Source organism: Microbacterium sp. C23T, assembly GCF_053345975.1.
On the sequence record NZ_JBKFBD010000023.1, the window covers coordinates 60346 to 79767 of the forward strand.

Sequence of the window (19422 nt, forward strand, 5' to 3'; positions counted from 1 at the left end):
CTCAGCCGCCCAGCATCCCCTCCACCGCCTCGTTCGGCTTCGGGTCGGGCAGGCGCCGCATGCGGAAGCCGTTGAGCACGCCGAGCACCGCCGCGAGGATCGGGATGAGCAGGGCGACCTGGAGCGCGATGTGACGGGCCTCGTCGTTGATGCGGACCATCTCGTCCGAGACCTCCGGCGACTCGTCGGCGAGGAGCTCGATGAGCCCCGTGTTCGACATGAGCTCCGCATCCTCTTCGAGCACCGTGGCGACCTGCGTCTGCTGCTCGCTGGTGAGCACCGTGCTCGAGTAGGCGAGCGAGGTGAACGACACCGCGAGGGTCGCCAGCATGATGGCACCCGCGAATGCGAGACCGAACGAGAGCCCGAAGGAGCCGGCAGCCGAGTTGACGCCGGCGGCCTCGCTGACGCGCTCGTCGGAGATCGGCGAGAGGGTGAAGTTGTTCAGCTGCGAGACGAGCAGGCCGAGACCGCATCCGGTGATGATGAGCGGAATCGTGAGCCACCACCCGGTGTCGGCCACGGGCACCAGCGGCACGATGGCGATGAGTCCGACCGCGGCGAGGGAGAAGCCGAGCAGTATGAGGTTCGCGGGGCGCCCCTTCGCGCGCCGGCCGGCCCAGAGGGCGACCGCGAACATGCTGAGAGACAGCGGCGCGATCGAGAGACCGGCCTGCAGCGCGTTGTACTCGAGCACCATCTGCAGGTAGAGCGGCAGCACGATCATGGTGCCGCCGAGGGCGATCTGCTGCAGCAGCTGCCCGCTCACCCCGGTGCGGAACGGCTTCGACGCGAAGAGCGCGGGGTCGAGGAGGACCGGCTTGCCCTTCTTCTTGCGCGAGTTGAGCCACCACGCCAGCCCGCCGAGCGCGACCGCTCCGAGGCCGATGATGATGCCGACGTACCCGCCGCCCTCCTGCCACACCAGGATGCCGAGCACGACGCCGCCCATGCCGATGACGGAGAGGGCCGCGCCCACGAGGTCGATCGAGCGGTCGCCCGTGTACTTCACGTCCTTCACGAGGCCGGCGCCGAGCAGGACGATCGCGATGATGACCGCCTCGAGGCCGAAGGCCACCCGGTATGACCAGAAGGTGGTGATGAAGCCGCCGAGGAGCGGGCCGACGGCCGCGGCGATGGCGGCCGACGCACCCACCAGCGCGTAGACCCGCTTCTGGTGACCGCCGGAGAAGTTGCCGTGGATGAGCGACTGCATGGATGGGAGGAGGAGGGATGCCCCGATCCCGCCGATGACCGCCCAGAAGATGATGACGGCGGTCAGGCTCGTCGCGAACGTCATCGCGACCGCGCCGACCGCGTAGCCGCAGAGGCCCAGGATGTAGGCGAGCTTGCGCCCGATGAGGTCGCCGGTCTTGCCGCCGATGAGGATGAAAGCCGCCGAGACCAGGGCTTCGAGGGCGATCGCGCCCTGCACTCCGCTCGCCGTCGTGCCGAGCTCCTTGACCACCGCCGAGATCGAGACGTTCATGATCGACGTGTCGACCACGAGCACGAACATGGCCATGGCGAGAAGGATGGCGAGACGACCGTTGAACTTCGTCTCGGGCGAGGAATCCCCTGTCATGAACGAAGCAAACCACCGCGGTGCTTCTGAGCGCTACCTTGATTCCGCACCAGTTCACCGAAGGGCCCTAGTGTGACGAACATGAGCTCTCCCGCCCCCGGCTCCGACGAGCCCGGCACGCCGTCGCAGCCTGCTTCTCCGGCGGAGCCCGGCGCCTCGACCGAGCACATGCTGTCGACCGCGGCCCTCAACACCGAGGGTCTCGACGACACGCCGGTGCCCCGTCGGCGCGTGTTCGCATGGGCGCTCTGGGACTGGGCGACGCAGCCCTTCAACTCGGTGATCCTGACCTTCGTCTTCGTCTCGCTGTATCTCGTCTCGGACGCGTTCCTCCCGGCCGACGTCGCCCGGCAGAACGCGAACGGCGACATGGTCTGCTCGAGCGCCGCCGACGCCGGCACCGCGTACTGCGGCGCCCTGGCCGATCTGTCGGAGTGGTACGGCTGGGTCACCTTCGCCGCCGGCATCCTGATCCTCCTGCTCGCCCCGGTGCTGGGCCAGCGGGCCGACGCCGCGGGCACGAAGAAGCGCTGGGTGGTCGGCGCGACCGCGGTGCTGGCGCTCCTGCAGTTCGCGCTCTTCTTCGTGTACTCCGAGCCGCAGTTCTTCTGGCTCGGCGCGATCCTCGTCGCCCTCGGGTCGGTCTCGTCCGAGATCGCGGGTGTCAACTACAACGCGATGCTCGTGCAGGTCTCGACGCCGAAGACGATCGGCCGCGTCAGCGGGCTCGGCTGGGGCATGGGCTACATCGGCGGCATCATCGCGCTCGCGATCGTGGTCGTCCTCAACCAGTTCGACTGGTTCGGCCTCGACGTGTCGGACGGCCTCGCCTACCGCCTCATCGCTGTCGGCGCGGCGGTGTGGACGATCGTGTTCGCGCTGCCGTTCGTCTTCCTCGTGCCGGAATCGCCGGCCGACCCGGGCCGGAAGAAGGTCGGGTTCTTCGAGGGCTACGTCGTGCTGGTCCGCGACATCATCGCGCTCTTCCGCGAACACCGGCCGACCTTCTGGTTCCTCATCGCGAGCGCCGTCTACCGCGACGGCCTCGCCGGCGTCTTCGCGTTCGGCGGTGTGCTCGCCGCGGTGTCGTTCGGGTTCAGCGCCACCGAGGTCATCGCGTTCGGCATCGCCCTGAACCTCGTCGCGGGCGTCTCGACGATCATCGCCGGCCGCCTCGACGACCGCTTCGGCGCACGCGCGGTCATCATCACCGCGCTCACGATCCTCATCGTCAGCGCCCTGTTCGTCTTCTTCCTCCGCGAAGGCGGCAAGCCGGTGTTCTGGGTGGGCGGCATCATCCTGTCGGCCGCCGTCGGACCGGCGCAGGCGTCGAGCCGGTCGCTGCTCGCACGTGTCACGCCGACCGGGATGCAGGGCGAGGTCTTCGGCCTCTACGCGACCACCGGCCGCGTGATGAGCTTCCTCTCGCCGCTGCTGTGGGCGACGTTCATCGGTGTGTTCGGGGCCACGCACTACGGCATCCTCGGCATCGTGATCGTGCTGCTCGTCGGGCTCCTGCTCCTGCTCCCCGTCAAGCTGCGACCCAAAGACATCGCCGGCTGATCTCTCCGGGTCCGCCGCGCCGATCGCGACAGCCGTCGCATCGGATACCCTCGCTTTCGGGCAGCATGCGCACGGGGGGTCGTCGCGCACGCGCGCCTCACCTCGCCGAACCCGAGAGGCACCGTGACGACCCCGCTGATCCAGCGCCAACGCGCCGAGCGCCTGCGCGCCGCGCGTCACCGTCGTGCGGTCGGCTACTGGTGGGTGCTGATCGGGTGGCTGCTGTCGCTGTGGATCGGCACGTCGGTCGTGCCGCACGACTGGCTGCACGCGCCGGCACTGTTCGGACACCTGGCTTCGGTGATCGTGGGGCTCGGGGCTGCGGTGCTGCTCGAGATGAGCGGGCTGCTCTGGATGCTGCGCCGCACCTCTCTCGACGACCTCCGCCGCACGGAGCCCGCGGTGACGGCCCTCGCGTGGCTGGGCATCGCGGGCTTGCTCGCGACCGGCGCGTTCCTCCAGCCCGACCTTTCGCAGCCGCTCACCGCCGTCAAGATGATCGCCGTGCTCGTCGCCGCGATGAACGGCGTCGCGATGACGAGGCTGACCGATGAACTCGATCGGCTGCCCGGTGCGGTGCGCTTCTCGTCGCTGCCGGCCCGGTTGAAGTTGTGGTGCGTCTGGAGCGCCGTCGTATCGCAAACTGCCTGGTGGACGGCAGTTCTGATCGGCATGCTGAACACCGCTTCACGGTGATCTCACGGTTTTCTCGCGCTCGTCTCGCAAGTTCACTCGGACTAGGCTGTCGCCAGACCGGACTACCCGGCCGGTGACCCCCCGCCCGGCTTCACGGCCGCACCCGCTTTTGAGGATGCTCCCATGCGCGATGGAACGCGCGGCGACGAGGACGTCCCCGGCCCCCGCAGGGGCCAGACCTCCGACCCGAAGACAACACCGACGCCCTCGGCCTCTTCGCCGACCCCTTCTCCCACCTTCTCGACCGCCGCTGCGGCCTCGAAATCCACGAAGCCGTCCGCGATCGACGAGCGCCGCGAGCGCCGTCGCAAGCGCCGCCGTCAGGCGATCATCGCGACGACCATCGTCGGCATCGTCGTGCTGGTCGGCTCGATCGGCACGGTGTCGTACGCGATCATCTCCAACCTCGCCGGCGCCGAGCAGCCGGCCGCCGGCCCTGCTCCCGAGGCACCCGTGGTCGCCGAGCCGATCGTCTTCCCCGAGGACGAGCCGGCCGCCACCGCCGGAGCGGAGCCGTGCGCGACGGTCAACGTGCTGTCGTCGTTCGAGAACGCAGAGATGGTCGAAGGACTCGCGGCCGCGTACAACAGCCAGCCGCGCAACGTGGCCGGCTCGTGCGTGACGGTGACGACCAGCCGCGAGAAGTCGGGTGTGGCCGCCGCCGTCGTCGCGAGCGGCTTCCCGAACCTCGCCGACGACCAGAAGCCCACCGTGTGGCTGCCCGACTCGTCGACGTGGGTCGACGTCGCGCAGGCCGACGGCGCCACCAACCTTCGCGCCGAGGGCACGAGCGTCGCGGCCTCCGACATCGTGCTCGCCATGCCCGAAAACCTCGCGTCCGCGATCGGATGGGATGCCGAGGCGCCGACGTGGGCCGAGATCTTCGAGTCGGCGGGCGACCCCGATCTGTGGAGCGGCCTCGGCCACCCCGAATGGGGCGCGTTCAAGCTCGGAAAGACGAGCCCGCTCGTCGCGACGAGCGGCGAGGCCGCCATGTTCGCGTCCTACGGCACCGCCGCGGGATCGATGACGGACTTCACCGCCGCCCAGGTCCAGGACCCCGCCGTGCAGGCGGAGGTGCACGCGAACGAGAACGCGACGAGCCACTACATGGCCACGCCCGAGCACTTCCTCTGGCACGCGCGCCAGGCCGAGGCATCCGGTTCCAGCGCCGACTTCCTCTCGGCGGTCATCGTCGACGAGAAGTCGGTGTGGGACTACAACCGCGGCATCACGAGCCGCGACGGCATCACGCGCACGCAGGCCGACCCGCCGGCGGAGCAGCTCGTGCCGATCTATCCGGCCGACGGCTACTACACCGCCGACAACCCGGTGATGCGCCTCACGGGCGCGTGGATCGACCCGGTCGAGTCGGAGGCGGCGGCGGACTTCATCCGCTTCACGCACACCGCGCAGGGTCAGGCGGCTGTGCGCGCCGCGGGCTACCGCGACCTCAACCGCGACCTCGACGAGGGCGTGCAGCAGGTCGGGCAGCTCGACGGCGACCAGGGCGGCACGCTCGCCTTCCCCGGCGCCGACGTCGTCACCGCCGTGCAGGCGTCCTTCCCCGACGTCCGCAAGCGCGCGAACGTGCTCTTCCTCCTCGACGTGTCGGGGTCGATGGACGAGCCCATTTCTGCGAGCGACACGAAGCTCACCCAGGCCCGGAAGGCGATCGAGGCGGCCCTCGGCCACTTCACGAACGGCGACGACGTCGGGCTCGCGGCCTTCGCGCAGGCGCCTGACGGGGCCATGGTGCCCGGGCTCGTGTCTCCGGTCGCCGACATCGGCTCGTCGCGCGACGGCTTCCTCGGCGCGCTCGGCAGCCTCACCTCGATGGGCGACACCCCGCTCTACCAGGCGGTCGACACCTTCGCCGCGCAGCAGGCGGCGTCGTGGTCGAGCGACCACATCAACGCCATCGTGCTGCTCTCGGACGGCGAGAACGACGCCCCGAACGCGCCGACGATCAGCGCCGACCAGATGCTCGCGAACCTGAAGGACATGCACCACGCCACGCCGGTGCTCATCTTCACGCTGGCCTACGGCGCCGACGCCGACGTGGCGACGCTGCAGTCCATCTCGAGCGCGACCGGCGCCCACTACTACGACGCGACCGACCCGTCGAAGCTCGAGGCGGTGCTCGGCGACCTCGTCACCAGCTTCTGATCCCTCCCGAGGCGGTCGAGTCGAGCTCCACCTGGCTCATTCCGCCGCGTCGGCGGCGCTGGGCGACGATTCGCGTCAAATGGAGGGCAGGCCGCCGCGCTCGGTGGGCGCGATCGGGCGCCTGAGAGACGGATGGCGGCGGAATGCGCCCACTGAGTCCGCAGGTCAGGCGCCGGGCCAGGAGTCCGCGAGCTTCGTCAGCAGGCGGGCGAGCTCCGCGCGCTCCTCGTCGGTGAAGGCGGCGAGCGCCGCGTCGATGGCCTCGCGCCGCTCACCGCGGAATCCGCGCACCAGACGGGTTCCGGCATCCGTCAGCGCGACCCGCGTGCGGCGGGCGTCGTCGGGGTCGGCCTCGCGCCGCACCAGGTCGAGCTCGACGGACTGCTGCACGAGCCGCGACGCCCGCGGCTGATCGACGCCCACCGCGTCGGCGATCTCCCCGACCGAGAGCGGATGGGATGCTGCGGCCAGCGCCTCGAGCAGCCTCATACGCGCGGGGCCGCCGAAGCGGCCGCCTCCCCCTGCCCACGGCGGTGCGCCGAAGCCGGGGCCCGGTCCCCCGCGACCCCACGGACCACGGCCGCCGAAGCCGTGCACCGTGCCGTCGGCGTGGACGTGCTCCCCGCCATCGCCGCTGTGCCCATGCGGCCCGGCATGCCCGTGCGCATGCGGGCCCGCGCCATGCGGGCCGGCACCCTCCATCCACGGCGGACGGGGGCCTCGTCGTCCGCGGAGGCGGGCGAGGGCGGCGGCGATCGCGTCGGACGGGTCGTCGGGAGTGGACGGCATGCCTTCCAATTTACATGCGACTTGACATGGATCTGAAATGCATGTCACACTGCATGTACATGCACTTCGACATGTATCACCCGGCGGCCCTCCGAGCCGCCCCCGAAAGGACTTCCCCATGAACGACATCAATGACAGCGAAGAGAACCAGACCCCCACCGAGAAGCGTCCGCTCGGCTATTGGCTGCGTGCGGTCGACGGCCTGCTGACGCGCGAGTTCGCGACGGCGCTCGAGGCCGAGGGCATGACGCGACGCGACTGGATGGTGCTGAACGTGCTGTCCGGCGACGTCGACGCGCCCGAGTTCCGTGAGCGTCTCGCCCGCAAGGGCAAGCGCCTCCGCGGCCTCGAGGAGCGCGGCTGGGTCGAGGAGCAGGGCGACGGAACGTGGGTCCTGACCGACCTCGGCCGCTCCGAGAAGGAGCGCATCGGCGCGATCGTCGACGGACTCCGCGCCCGTGTGGTCGCCGCCGTCGGCGACGACGACGCCTACGCAGCTTTGACCGGCTCGCTCGAGGCCATCGCCCGCGAGCTCGGCTGGGACGAGAACGCCACCGGCCGCGAGCGCGGTTTCGGCGGCTTCGGACGCCCCGGGTTCGGCCCCGGCTTCCGTCCGGGCTTCGGTCCGGGCTTCGGTGGCTTCGGCCCTGGGTTCGGCGGGCGCCCGCGTCCGTTCGACCCCGGCGTGCACGACGGCTACGGCCGCAACCGCCACCGCGGCTTCGCGCCCGGGCGTCCCGGCCACCCGGCCGAGCGCTTCGACGAGCCCATGCGCGGCTACGGCGACGAGGGCTGCCACGGCCACCACCCGCACGCCGGCCACAGCCACCACGACCACGATGGCCACGGCCACGGAGGCCACGGAGGCCACGGCCACCACGGCCACCACGGCCACCACGGCGACCACGGTCGCGGAGGCCGGCGCACGCAGCAGGCGTACGAGCGCGGTTTCGACGCCGGGTTCTCCCGCGGCCGGGAGTCCGGCGCGGCCTGAGCCGCAGCATCCACTCGCCCCGAAGGGTGGTCCCGCACATGCTGGGACCACCCTTCGGCGTTTCCCGCTTCCTCAACTGAGGTGCATCGCCGAGATGAGGAGCCAAGTCCTCTTCCGGCTCCTCGTCTCGGCGGAGATCCTCAACTGAGGATGCGAGGTCATGGCGGCCGACGATTCGCCGTCACACGCGCGTCACACGCGCGGGGCACAATGGGCCACATGACCCGGCCCGCACTCCTCGCCATCTCTCACGGCACGTCATCGCCGGCGGGGCAGGCCGCGGTCGCGGCGCTGGTCGACGCGGTCGCGCGGCGGCTGCCCGAGGTCACGGTGCGACTCGGGCACGTGGACGTGCAGCAGCCGGATGTCGCGGCATCCCTCGACGCGATCCCGGAGGGCACCCCCGTCGTCATCGTGCCGCTGCTGCTCTCGGCGGGATACCACGTGCGGGTCGACCTCATCGAGCAGTCCGCGGGACGCGACGGCGTCGTCATCGCTCCGGCGCTCGGCCCCGATCCGCGGCTCGTCGACGCGCTCCTCGCGCGCCTCGGCACGGTCGGTTCCGACGACGCCCTCGTCCTCGCCGTGGCCGGCTCGAGCGACGACCGCGCGAACGAGGACTGCCGCGAGATCGGACGGATGCTGAGCGCCCGGCTCGACCGCGATGTCACGGTCGGCTTCCTCGCCGCTGCCGACCCCCGCGTCGACGTCGCCGTCGCAGACGCCGGAACGAACGCCGAGCGCGTCGTCGTGGCCGACTATCTCCTCGCCCCGGGCTACTTCCACGACCTCGCCGTGCGGCTCGCGGCGGGAGCCCCCGTCGCGCCGCCGCTTCTCGGCGACGACGAGCCCCCGGCAGCTCTCGTCGACATCGTGGTCGATCGCTACAACGAAGCCGCGAAGTAGTCGGACCGAGTCCACAAAGGCCCGCAGCCGCAACTGTGTGACGCACCGTTACGTCGGTTAACGCCTCTTGACGCTCGGATAGGTCACACGCACGACCGCTTCTAGCCTCACGGAATGGACTCGATAGGGTCCCGCCCGGGGGACGCCCCGGGATTCACCCCGGAGGCCACCGTGACCATCAGCGACACCGAAGCGCGCGCAGCCGCAGAACGCCCGCGCGCGGCCGTGCGCCCGCCGCGCCCGTCGTCGAAGCCGAACGGCCAGTGGAAGGTCGACGGCACGACCCCGCTCAACGGCAACGAGGAGTGGAAGCAGGTCGACAACGGCCTGAGCGTGCGCGACCGCATCGAGAACATCTACTCGAAGGGCGGGTTCGCGTCGATCGACCCGACCGACCTGCACGGCCGCTTCCGCGTGTGGGGGCTCTACACGCAGCGCAAGCCCGGCATCGACGGCGGCCGCACCGCGACCCTGACCCCCGAAGAGCTCGAGGACGAGTACTTCATGATGCGCGTGCGCATCGACGGCGGCCAGCTCACCACCGAGCAGCTGCGCGTCATCGCCGGCATCTCGAACGACTTCGGCCGCGGCACCGCCGACATCACCGACCGCCAGAACATCCAGCTGCACTGGATCCGCGTCGAGGACGTGCCCGAGATCTGGCGCCGCCTCGAGGCGGTCGGCCTCGGCACCACCGAGGCGTGCGGCGACGTGCCCCGCGTCATCCTCGGCTCGCCGGTCGCCGGCATCTCGGCCGACGAGCTCATCGACCCGACGCCGCAGATCGACGAGATCACGTCGCGCTTCATCGGCGACGAGTCGCTCGCGAACCTGCCGCGCAAGTTCAAGTCGGCCATCACCGGCCACCCGAGCCAGGACGTCGTGCACGAGATCAACGACGTCGCGTTCGTCGCCGTCGAGCACCCCGAGCTCGGCATCGGCTACGACCTGTGGGTCGGCGGCGGCCTCTCGACCACCCCGCGCCTCGCGGAGCGCCTCGGCGTCTTCGTCGCGCCGGAGCGAGTGGCGGAGGCCTGGCACGGCGTCGCACAGATCTTCCGCGACTACGGCTACCGGCGCCTGCGCAACAAGGCGCGCCTCAAGTTCCTGCTCGCCGAGTGGGGCGCCGAGAAGTTCCGTCAGGTGCTGCAGGACGAATACCTCGGCTATGAGCTGCCCGACGGCCCCGCCGCCCCCAAGCCGCTGACGCAGGGCGACCACGTCGGCGTGCACAAGCAGAAGGACGGGCTCTCGTACATCGGCGCGACGCCGATCGTCGGCCGCGTCTCGGGCCCGACCCTCGCGAAGCTCGCGGATCTGGTCGAGGCCCACGGCTCGACGCGCCTGCGCACGACGCCGCACCAGAAGCTCGTGTTCCTCGACATCCCCGACGAGAACGTCGAGCCGTTCATCGCGGGCCTCGACGAGCTCGGCCTGTCGGCACGGCCGAGCCTCATCCGCCGCGGCACGATCGCGTGCACCGGCATCGAGTTCTGCAAGCTGGCGATCGTCGAGACCAAGGCGTACGCGACGGCGGCGGTGCTCGACCTCGAGAAGCGTCTCGAGCAGTTCGAGCTGCCGCATCCGATCTCGCTCCACGTCAACGGCTGCCCCAACTCCTGCGCCCGCATCCAGACCGCCGACATCGGCCTCAAGGGCCAGCTCGTCACGATCGACGGCGAGCAGGTGCCGGGCTACCAGGTGCACCTCGGCGGCGGGCTCGTGAACGCCGACCGCGACGACGCCGGTCTCGGCCGCACCGTGCGGGGCCTGAAGGTCGCCGCCGACGGGATCGCCGACTACACCGAGCGCGTGGTCAAGCGGTTCCTCGCCGAGCGCGACGTCACCGCCGACGAGACGTTCGCCCAGTGGGCGCACCGCGCCGACGAGGAGGCCCTCCAGTGACCGTCTCCCTCGCCCCCCGCGTCGCCGTCAAGCGCACCCGCGAAGAGCTGCAGGCGCTCGCCGAGCAGGGCAACCTCGAGCTCGGCAGCCTCACCGATCACGAGGCATCCGCTGCCGAAGTGGTCGCGTGGGTCGCACGCAACTTCGGGACGGAGGCTGCCGCCGTCGCCTGCTCGATGGCCGATGCCGCACTCCCCCACCTCGTGGCGGAGCAGCTGCCCGGCGTAGACGTGCTCTTCCTCGACACCGGCTACCACTTCACCGAGACCTACGCGACGCGCGACGAGGTGCAGCGCGCGCTCGACGTGCGGATCGTCGACATCACCCCCGACCAGACCGTCGCCGAGCAGGATGCCGAGTTCGGCGCGAAGCTCTTCGAGCGCGATCCCGGCCTGTGCTGCGCGCGCCGCAAGGTGGCGCCGTTGCAGGACGCGCTCGGCGGATACGAGCTGTGGTTCACGGGTGTGCGCCGCGACGAGGCGCCGACCCGCACGAACACGCCGCTGGTGACGTGGGACGAGCGCAACGGACTCGTCAAGGTGAACCCCGTCGCGGCGTGGAGCTTCGACGACGTGCTCGAGTACGCCGCCGCGCACAAGGCTCCGGTGAACCTGCTGGTCGGCTTCGGCTACCCCTCGATCGGCTGCGAGCCGTGCACGAAGCCGGTCGCGCCCGGCGAAGACCCCCGATCCGGCCGCTGGGCCGGCTCGGCCAAGACCGAATGCGGGCTCCACGAATGACCGGAACGATCGCCGCCCCCACCGCGCTCTCGACCCTCGACCTGCTCGAGGCCGAGGCCATCCACGTCATCCGCGAGGTCGTCGCCGAGTTCGAGCGGCCCGTGCTGCTGTTCTCCGGCGGCAAGGACTCGGTCGTCGTGCTCCACCTCGCGACGAAGGCGTTCGCGCCCGGCAAGGTGCCCTTCCCCGTGCTGCACGTCGACACGGGCCACAACTTCCCCGAGGTCATCGCCTTCCGCGACGAGACCGTCGAGCGTCTCGGCATCCGTCTCGAGGTCGCGAGCGTGCAGGACTACATCGACGACGGCCGCCTGCAGGAGCGCGCCGACGGCACCCGCAACCCGCTGCAGACGCTGCCGCTGCTCGACGCGATCGCCGCCGGCCGCCACGACGCCGTCTTCGGCGGCGCCCGTCGCGACGAGGACAAGGCCCGTGCCAAGGAGCGCATCATCTCGCTGCGCGACGAATTCGGCCAGTGGGACCCGCGCAACCAGCGCCCCGAGCTCTGGAGCCTGTACAACGGCCGCCACACGCCCGGTCAGCATGTGCGCGCGTTCCCCATCTCGAACTGGACCGAGCTCGACGTCTGGCGCTACATCGAGCGCGAGGGCATCGCGCTGCCGCCGCTGTACTTCGCGCACGAGCGCGACGTGTACGCCCGTGACGGCATGTGGCGCCCCGTCGGCCCGTTCTCGCCGCCGCGCGAGAACGAGACCGTCGAGCGCCGCACGGTGCGCTACCGCACGGTCGGCGACATGAGCTGCACCGGAGCGGTGGAATCGGATGCTGCGGACCTCGCCGCGATCGTCGCCGAGGTGGGCATCTCCACGATCACCGAGCGCGGCGCGACGCGCGCCGACGACCGCCTCAGCGAGGCGGCCATGGAGGACCGCAAGAAGGACGGGTACTTCTGATGACCGCGACCACACTCGCCCCCGCACACACTTTGGCCGCGCAGCCGACGCTGTTCCGGTTCGCCACGGCGGGCTCGGTCGACGACGGCAAGTCGACGCTCGTCGGCCGTCTGCTGCACGACTCGAAGGCGATCCTCGCCGACCAGCTCGAGCAGGTCGCCCGCACGTCGGCCGACCGCGGCTTCGCGCACGGCGCGTTCGACTTCGCCCTCCTCACCGACGGCCTGCGTGCCGAGCGCGAGCAGGGCATCACGATCGACGTCGCGTACCGCTACTTCTCCACGGGCGCACGGTCGTTCATCCTCGCCGACTGCCCCGGGCACGTGCAGTACACGCGCAACATGGTCACCGGTGCGACGACGGCTGACGCCGTGATCGTGCTCGTCGACGGCCGCAAGGGCGTGCTCGAGCAGACGAAGCGGCACCTCGCCGTGGTCGCCCTGCTGCGCGTGCCGCACGTCATCGTCGCCGTCAACAAGATCGATCTCGTCGGCTTCTCGCAGGAGACGTTCGCGGAGGTGGCCGCCCAGGCCGAAGCCGTGGCCGCCGAGCTCGGCATCGAGGATCTGCACGTCATCCCGGTGTCGGCCCTCGAGGGCGACAACATCGTCGACCGCTCGGAGCGCACGCCCTGGTACGAGGGTCCCGCGCTGCTCGAACTGCTCGAGACCCTTCCCGCCGCCGATGACACCGAGCGGGAGCTCGAGCCGTTCCGCCTCCCGGTGCAGCTCGTCCTGCGCCCGCAGGGCGGCCTCGCCCCCGGCATCGACCCCGCCGAGGCGGAGCGCCTGCGCGACTACCGCGCCGTCGCCGGCCGCATCTCGAGCGGCGTCGTGCGCGTGGGCGACCGGGTCGAGGTCTTCCCGGGCGGCTCGGCGACGACGGTCACCGGCATCCGTGCCGCCGGCGCCGAGGTCGAGGAGGCCACGGCCCCGCAGTCCGTCTCCCTCGAGTTCGACCGCGACATCGACACCGCGCGCGGCGCGCTCGTCGTCGCCGCCGGCACGCTCCCGGCGGGCCGCCGCGAGTTCGATGCCGAACTGTTCCAGCTCGACGCGCGGGCGCTGACCCCCGGCATCCGTGTCCTCGTCAAGCACGGCACCGCGACCGTGCAGGCCATCGTCGCGCAGATCGAGTCGCGCTACGACCTCGATGCGCTCACCCACGGGCCGGCGCAGACCCTCGAGACCAACGACATCGGCCGCGTGCGGCTGCGGCTGGCGGCAGACCTGCCGCTCGAGCCGTATGCCGCCAGCCGCCACGGGGGCTCGTTCCTCGTGATCCATCCGTCCGACGGCGCGACGCTCGCCGCCGGCATCGTGCGCGACTGATCTGTCGCGCACACCACCCACTGAGCAACACCCGAACTAAGGAGGCGACACCGTGAACAAAATCCGCACTGCGACCGCAATCACAACCCTGGGACTCGTGGCAGCGATGATGGCCGGCTGCGCCTCCGCTGCGGCGAGCCCGAGCGAGAGCGGCGACAGCGCGCCGGTGAGCGAGCTGCGGCTCGGCTACTTCGCGAACGTCACGCACGCACCTGCGCTCGTCGGCCTCGAAGAGGGCATGTTCGATGACGCCCTCGGCGACATCGACGTCACGACGCAGGTCTTCAACGCCGGACCGGCCGCGATCGAGGCGCTCTCGGCGGGCGCGATCGATGCGACGTACATCGGTCCGAACCCGTCGATCAACACGTTCATCCAGTCCGGCGGCGAGTCCGCGCGTATCGTCGCCGGTGCCGCCACCGGCGGCGCGGCGCTGGTCGTCCGCGACGGCATCGACGACGCGGCCGACCTCGAGGGCACCACGATCGCGACGCCCCAGCTCGGCAACACGCAGGACGTCGCCGCGCGCGTCTGGCTGAAGGACGAGGGCTTCGAGACCGACACCGCGGGCGGCGGCGACGTGCACATCACGCCGACCGAGAACGCGCAGACGCTGACGCTGTTCCAGCAGGGCCAGCTCGACGGTGCGTGGCTGCCCGAGCCGTGGGTGTCGCGCCTCATCATCGACGCCGGTGCGCACGTGCTGCAGGACGAGGCCGACCTCTGGGAGGACGGCGAGTTCCCGACGACCGTGCTGCTGGTGCGCAAGCAGTTCCTCGACGAGCACCCCGACGTCGTCGCCGACCTGCTGAAGGGCCACGAGGCCGCCGTGCAGTGGATCGCCGACAACCCCGACGAGGCGCCTGCCGTCATCAACGACAAGATCGAGAAGGACACCGGCAAGCCGCTGGCCGACGACGTCATCGCCCGTGCGCTCGAGCACGTGTCGTTCTCAGTCGACCCGCACGCCGACACGTTCGAGACGCTCGTCGAGAACGGCATCGAGGCCGGCACCCAGAAGAAGGGGTCGATCGAGGGTCTCTTCGATCTGCGCCTGCTCAACAAGCAGCTCGAGGCCGAGGGCGCTGACACCGTCTCGGCAGCAGGGCTCGGCGAGGACTGAACATGAGCACCGCTCCCGCCTCCGCCTCCGGGTCCGCGCACGCGGTCCCGGGGGCGGGCGCGCCCACCCACTCCGGCACGCCGGCGCCGGCGGGCACGACCAAGCCGCTGGCGCCCAGCTTCGACAGCGTCACGCCGGTGCCCGTCGCGGCCCCCGCGCCCACGCCCGCCGTGCGCATCGACGGCGTCTCCAAGCGCTTCGGCACCGGGCCCGTCGTGCTCGAGGACGTGTCGCTGGACATCGCCCCCGGCGAGTTCGTGTGCCTGCTGGGCGCGTCGGGATGCGGCAAGTCCACCCTCCTGAACCTCGTCGCGGGTCTCGACAAGCCCAGCGCGGGCCGCATCGAGACGCCCGCCGAGGGCTCGGCCGTGATGTTCCAGGAGTCGGCGCTCATGCCGTGGCTCACGGCCCGCAAGAACGTCGAGCTCGCACTGCGCCTCCGTGGTGTGGCCCGCGGCGAGCGTCGCGAGAAGGCGCTCGCCCTGCTCGACACCGTGAACCTGGCGGATGCCGCCGAGAAGCGCCCGCACGAGCTCTCGGGCGGCATGCGCCAGCGGGTCGCGCTCGCGCGCGCCCTCGCCCAGGACCGGCCGGTGCTGCTGATGGACGAGCCGTTCGCCGCGCTCGACGCCATCACGCGCGACCTCCTCCACGAAGAGCTCGAGCGCGTGTGGCGCGCGACCGGCCGCACCATCGTGTTCGTCACGCACAACGTGCGCGAGGCGGCCCGCCTCGGCCAGCGCGTCGTGCTGCTGGGCAGCCGTCCCGGCCGCGTCGTGCAGCAGTGGCAGATCACGAAGACCACCGGACGCCGTATCGAGTCGCCCGAGGTCGCCGCCCTCTCGGTGGAGATCACCGACCAGCTGCGGAAGGAGATCCGCCGCAATGCCGCATGACACCCTGACCGTTTCGAAGACGGATGCCGCAGCATCCGCTCATTCCGACGACCTCCGTTCGCTCGAAGCCGGGCTCGACCGGCTCCAGACCGACGCCGAGCGCGGCCCGAGCCGCTGGCGCCAGTTCGCCGCGAGCGTCGTGCCGCCGATCGTCTTCGTCATCCTGCTGATCGTCGTCTGGCAGCTGTACGTCGTCATCGCGCAGCCGCGGCCCGACATCATCCCCGGCCCGGCGGACGTCGCTGCGGCCCTCGCGCAGGCATGGGACTCCGGCCGCCTGCAGGAGGCCGTCACCACGAGCCTCGAGCGCGGCATCATCGGCTTCCTCATCGCGATCGTCGTCGGCACGCCCATCGGCCTGCTGCTCGCCGAGGTGCGCCCCATCCGCCGCGCCGTCGGACCGATCATCTCGGGCCTGCAGGTGCTCCCGTCGGTGGCGTGGGTGCCCGCCGCCATCATCTGGTTCGGCCTCTCGGACGCCACCGTCTACTTCGTGATCCTCATGGGCGCGATCCCCTCGATCGTCAACGGCCTCATCGCAGGCATCGACCAGGTGCCGCCGCAGCTGCGCCGCGTGGGCACCGTGCTGGGCGCGTCGCGCTGGCAGCTCGCGACCGCGGTCATCCTCCCCGCCGCACTCCCCGGCTACCTCGCCGGCCTCAAGCAGGGCTGGGCGTTCTCCTGGCGCTCGCTGATGGCCGCCGAGATCATCGCGATGGGCGGCACGATCGGCTTCGGCCTCGGCTCGATGCTGCAGAACAACCGCGACCTCGCCGACCTCGCCGGTGTGCTCGGCACGATCCTCGTGATCCTCGCGATCGGCGTGCTCATCGAGCTCGTCTTCTTCGGACCGCTCGAGCGACGGATGCTGAAGCGCCGGGGCCTGCTCATCTCGGGAGGTTCGCGATGAGCGCTGCAGGCAAGGTCTGGCTCGTCGGGGCCGGCCCCGGTGACGCAGGCCTGCTCACCGTGAAGGGCCTCCGCGCCCTCGAGGCGGCCGACGTCATCGTCGCCGACCGGCTCGGCGCGCGCGCCGTGCTCGACGGCCTCAAGGCCGACGGGGTGGAGCTGCGCGCCGAGGTCGTCGACGTGGGCAAGCGCCCCGGTCACCACGCCGTGCCGCAGGACGCCATCAACGCGCTGCTCGTGCACCTCGGGCAGGAGGGCAAGACCGTCGTCCGCCTCAAGGGCGGCGACCCGTACGTCTTCGGCCGCGGCGGCGAGGAGCTGCACGCCTGCCAGGAGGCCGGCGTGCCCGTCGAGGTCGTGCCCGGCATCACCAGCGCGATCTCGGTGCCCGCGATCGCCGGCATCCCGCTCACCCATCGCGGCGTGGCGACGGCCTTCACCGTGGCCACCGCGCACGACCAGATCGAGTCGCTCGGCGGCGGCCGCGACCACACCGTCGTGCTGCTCATGGGCATCGGCACCCTCGCGAACTCCGCGATCACGCTGGCCCGCGGCGAGCGCGGTGCGGACTGCCCCGTCGCCGTCGTGGAGGACGGGTACGGACCCCGCCAGCGGGTCACCGTCGGCACACTCTCGACCATCGCGCACCAGGCCGCGGAACGAGGCATCCGTTCCCCCGCCGTCGTGGTCGTCGGCGACGTCGTCCGGCTCAGCCCGTACGCGCCCGCCGAACTCGCGACCCTCGATCTGTCCCAGTACGACCCGCTCACCCCGCCGCGGCGCGCCTGACGGCCGCCCCCGCGCTCTCCGCCTGACCCGAAAGAAACCACAGTGACTTCTTCGAGCCTCCAGAACCTCCGCGTCGCGATCGTCGGCGCCGGTCCCGCCGGCATCTACGCGGGCAACATCCTCAGCAACTCGGTCGTCGAGGCCGGCGGCACCGTCGCCATCGACCTGTTCGAGTCGCTCCCCGCGCCCTACGGACTGATCCGCTACGGCGTCGCCCCCGACCACCCACGCATCAAGGGCATCGTCAACTCGCTGCACGAGATGCTGGATGCCGGCACCACGCGCTTCATCGGCAACGTCGAGGTCGGCCGCGACATCTCGATCGACGAGCTGCAGGAGCGCTACGACGCCGTCATCCTCGCCACCGGCGCGATCCGCGACGCCGCGCTCGACATCCCCGGCATCGACCTCGAGGGCTCGTACGGCGCCGCCGACTTCGTCGCGTGGTTCGACGGGCACCCCGACGTCCCGACCGAGTGGACGCTCGACCAGCGCGAGGTCGCCGTCATCGGCAACGGCAACGTCGCGCTCGACGTCGCCCGTGTGCTCGCCAAGCACGCCGTGGACCTGCGTTCGACCGAGATCGCCGACAACGTGCTCGCAGGCCTCGAGGCCTCGGCCGTCACCGACGTGCACGTGTTCGGCCGCCGCGGCCCCGCCGACATCAAGTTCACGCCGATCGAGCTGCGCGAGCTCGGCGAGGTGCCGAACGTCGACATCGTCGTGCACGACGAGGACTTCGCCTACCTCGAGGGCCTCATGCCGTCGAACAACCAGCTCAAGGTCATGCTCCGCATCCTGCAGAGCTGGCGCACGCGCGAGTCGACCGGCGCGAGCCGTCGCCTGCACCTGCACTTCTACCACTCGCCCGTCGAGGTGCTCGGTGACGGCAAGGTCGAAGCCATCCGCTTCGAGCGCACCGAGCCGACGGGCGAGGGCAGCGCAGTCCGCGGCACCGGCGAGTTCCGCGAGATCGCGGTGCAGCAGGTCTACCGCGCCGTCGGCTACTACGGCACGCCGGTCATCGACGCGCCGTTCGACGAGAAGGCCGGCGTCGTCTCGAACGTCGAGGGACGTGTGAAGGATGCTGCGGTGACGGGTGACGCGGAGGCCCCCGTGATCGCCGGGCTCTACGCGACGGGCTGGATCAAGCGCGGACCGGTGGGCCTCATCGGCCACACGAAGTCCGACGCGATGGAGACCATCGCCCACCTCGTGGCGGACGTCTCGGCCGGGCGCCTGGGCGCTCCGACCGTGGACGGAGACGTGCTCGACGTGCTCGACGAGCGCGAGGTCGCGTACACGACGTGGGACGGCTGGCTGGCCCTGGATGCGCACGAGCGCGAGCTGGGTGCGAACCACCTCCACACGCGCGAGCGCGTCAAGGTCGTGCCGCGCGACGAGCAGGTCGCGATCTCGCGGGGAGCCCTCGTCCCGTGACCTACGTGATCGCCCTGCCGTGCGTCGATGTGAAGGACCGCGCCTGCATCGACGAGTGCCCGGTGGACTGCATCTACGAGGGTGAGCGGTCGCTGTACATCCACCCCGACGAGTGCGTCGACTGCGGCGCCTGCGAGCCGGTGTGCCCGGTCGAGGCGATCTACTACGAGGACGACCTGCCGGAGGAATGGCAGGACTACTACACCGCGAACGTCGAGTTCTTCGACGACATCGGGTCGCCCGGCGGTGCGGCCAAGACCGGCGTCATCGCGAAGGACCACCCGGTCATCGCGGCGCTTCTTCCCCAAGGAGACGGCCATGACTGATCCCACTCCGGCCGCACCCTCGACCGAGGTCGACGTCGTCATCGTCGGCGGGGGCCCCGCCGGACTGTCGGCGGCGCTCAATCTCGGACGCGCCCGCGCGTCCGTCGTCCTCATCGACGCCGGCCGCCCCCGCCACCCCCCCGCCCCGCGCTCCCCCCGCTCCCTCCCCCGCCTCGTTCGGCTCCGGGTCGGGCAGGCGCCGCATGCGGAAGCCGTTGAGCACGCCGAGCACCGCCGCGAGGAGCGGGATGAGCAGGGCGACCTGGAGCGCGATGTGACGGGCCTCGTCGTTGATGCGGACCATCTCGTCCGAGACCTCCGGCGACTCGTCGGCGAGGAGCTCGATG

At 71.1% G+C, this 19422-nt stretch carries 18 protein-coding genes; 16 read left to right on the top strand and 2 right to left on the bottom strand.

Annotated elements, in window-relative coordinates; genetic code table 11:
* Nucleotide 1 precedes the first annotated feature (1 nt).
* Entirely contained in the window at nucleotides 2–1585 is a 1584-nt protein-coding gene (locus ACLBXX_RS13955; protein WP_447658495.1) for an MFS transporter, read from the bottom strand.
* Nucleotides 1586–1666: 81 nt separating this feature from the next.
* Between ACLBXX_RS13955 and ACLBXX_RS13960 the strand changes: the two genes are divergently transcribed.
* The 3 genes from ACLBXX_RS13960 (at nucleotide 1667) to ACLBXX_RS13970 (ending at nucleotide 6013) form a co-directional block, all read left to right on the top strand.
* Nucleotides 1667–3148, top strand: a complete 1482-nt coding sequence (locus tag ACLBXX_RS13960) for an MFS transporter (RefSeq protein WP_447658496.1) — start codon at nucleotides 1667–1669, stop codon at nucleotides 3146–3148.
* Between the two features lie 123 nt (nucleotides 3149–3271).
* On the top strand, nucleotides 3272–3844 hold the full coding sequence (locus ACLBXX_RS13965; protein WP_447658497.1) for a hypothetical protein: 573 nt from the start codon (nucleotides 3272–3274) through the stop codon (nucleotides 3842–3844).
* Between the two features lie 123 nt (nucleotides 3845–3967).
* Entirely contained in the window at nucleotides 3968–6013 is a 2046-nt protein-coding gene (locus ACLBXX_RS13970; RefSeq protein ID WP_447658498.1) for a substrate-binding domain-containing protein, read from the top strand.
* A gap of 165 nt (nucleotides 6014–6178) precedes the next feature.
* Here ACLBXX_RS13970 and ACLBXX_RS13975 read toward each other — a convergent pair whose 3' ends face one another.
* Complete coding sequence (locus ACLBXX_RS13975; protein ID WP_447658499.1) at nucleotides 6179–6802, bottom strand: MarR family winged helix-turn-helix transcriptional regulator; 624 nt, start codon at nucleotides 6800–6802, stop codon at nucleotides 6179–6181.
* Between the two features lie 118 nt (nucleotides 6803–6920).
* On the opposite strand from ACLBXX_RS13975, the gene ACLBXX_RS13980 reads away from it, so the two are divergent.
* The 13 genes from ACLBXX_RS13980 to ACLBXX_RS14040 all read left to right on the top strand — a co-directional run.
* Nucleotides 6921–7796, top strand: coding sequence for a MarR family winged helix-turn-helix transcriptional regulator (locus ACLBXX_RS13980; RefSeq protein WP_447658500.1), 876 nt, complete (start codon nucleotides 6921–6923; stop codon nucleotides 7794–7796).
* A gap of 219 nt (nucleotides 7797–8015) precedes the next feature.
* Nucleotides 8016–8702, top strand: coding sequence for a sirohydrochlorin chelatase (locus tag ACLBXX_RS13985; RefSeq protein ID WP_447658501.1), 687 nt, complete (start codon nucleotides 8016–8018; stop codon nucleotides 8700–8702).
* A 177-nt stretch (nucleotides 8703–8879) separates the two neighbouring features.
* On the top strand, nucleotides 8880–10607 hold the full coding sequence (locus ACLBXX_RS13990) for a nitrite/sulfite reductase (protein WP_447658510.1): 1728 nt from the start codon (nucleotides 8880–8882) through the stop codon (nucleotides 10605–10607).
* The gene (locus tag ACLBXX_RS13995) at nucleotides 10604–11347 is read left to right on the top strand and encodes a phosphoadenylyl-sulfate reductase (protein WP_447658502.1); all 744 of its coding nucleotides are present in this window, start codon (nucleotides 10604–10606) and stop codon (nucleotides 11345–11347) included. The genes ACLBXX_RS13990 and ACLBXX_RS13995 overlap by 4 nt, the downstream gene beginning before the upstream one ends.
* The gene (gene cysD, locus ACLBXX_RS14000) at nucleotides 11344–12261 is read left to right on the top strand and encodes a sulfate adenylyltransferase subunit CysD (RefSeq protein ID WP_235560106.1); all 918 of its coding nucleotides are present in this window, start codon (nucleotides 11344–11346) and stop codon (nucleotides 12259–12261) included. Before ACLBXX_RS13995 ends, cysD begins: the two co-directional genes overlap by 4 nt.
* Nucleotides 12261–13592 (top strand): sulfate adenylyltransferase subunit 1, encoded by a 1332-nt coding sequence (locus tag ACLBXX_RS14005; RefSeq protein ID WP_447658503.1) that lies wholly within the window; start codon nucleotides 12261–12263, stop codon nucleotides 13590–13592. Before cysD ends, ACLBXX_RS14005 begins: the two co-directional genes overlap by 1 nt.
* Nucleotides 13593–13698: 106 nt before the next feature.
* A complete protein-coding gene (locus ACLBXX_RS14010) occupies nucleotides 13699–14715 on the top strand; it encodes an ABC transporter substrate-binding protein (RefSeq protein ID WP_447658511.1) in 1017 nt (338 codons plus the stop codon).
* A gap of 2 nt (nucleotides 14716–14717) precedes the next feature.
* Nucleotides 14718–15611 (top strand): ABC transporter ATP-binding protein, encoded by an 894-nt coding sequence (locus ACLBXX_RS14015; protein ID WP_447658504.1) that lies wholly within the window; start codon nucleotides 14718–14720, stop codon nucleotides 15609–15611.
* Nucleotides 15601–16521, top strand: coding sequence for an ABC transporter permease (locus ACLBXX_RS14020; protein ID WP_447658505.1), 921 nt, complete (start codon nucleotides 15601–15603; stop codon nucleotides 16519–16521). The genes ACLBXX_RS14015 and ACLBXX_RS14020 overlap by 11 nt, the downstream gene beginning before the upstream one ends.
* Nucleotides 16518–17309 (top strand): uroporphyrinogen-III C-methyltransferase, encoded by a 792-nt coding sequence (gene cobA / locus ACLBXX_RS14025; RefSeq protein ID WP_447658506.1) that lies wholly within the window; start codon nucleotides 16518–16520, stop codon nucleotides 17307–17309. The genes ACLBXX_RS14020 and cobA overlap by 4 nt, the downstream gene beginning before the upstream one ends.
* Nucleotides 17310–17351: 42 nt before the next feature.
* Nucleotides 17352–18749: an FAD-dependent oxidoreductase gene (locus ACLBXX_RS14030; protein ID WP_447658507.1), complete on the top strand. Its 1398-nt coding sequence runs from the start codon at nucleotides 17352–17354 to the stop codon at nucleotides 18747–18749.
* Nucleotides 18746–19075: a ferredoxin gene (fdxA, locus tag ACLBXX_RS14035; protein WP_447658508.1), complete on the top strand. Its 330-nt coding sequence runs from the start codon at nucleotides 18746–18748 to the stop codon at nucleotides 19073–19075. Before ACLBXX_RS14030 ends, fdxA begins: the two co-directional genes overlap by 4 nt.
* A partial coding sequence (locus ACLBXX_RS14040; protein ID WP_447658509.1) for an FAD-dependent oxidoreductase occupies nucleotides 19068–19422 on the top strand: 355 nt, incomplete at its 3' end. The genes fdxA and ACLBXX_RS14040, both read left to right, overlap by 8 nt.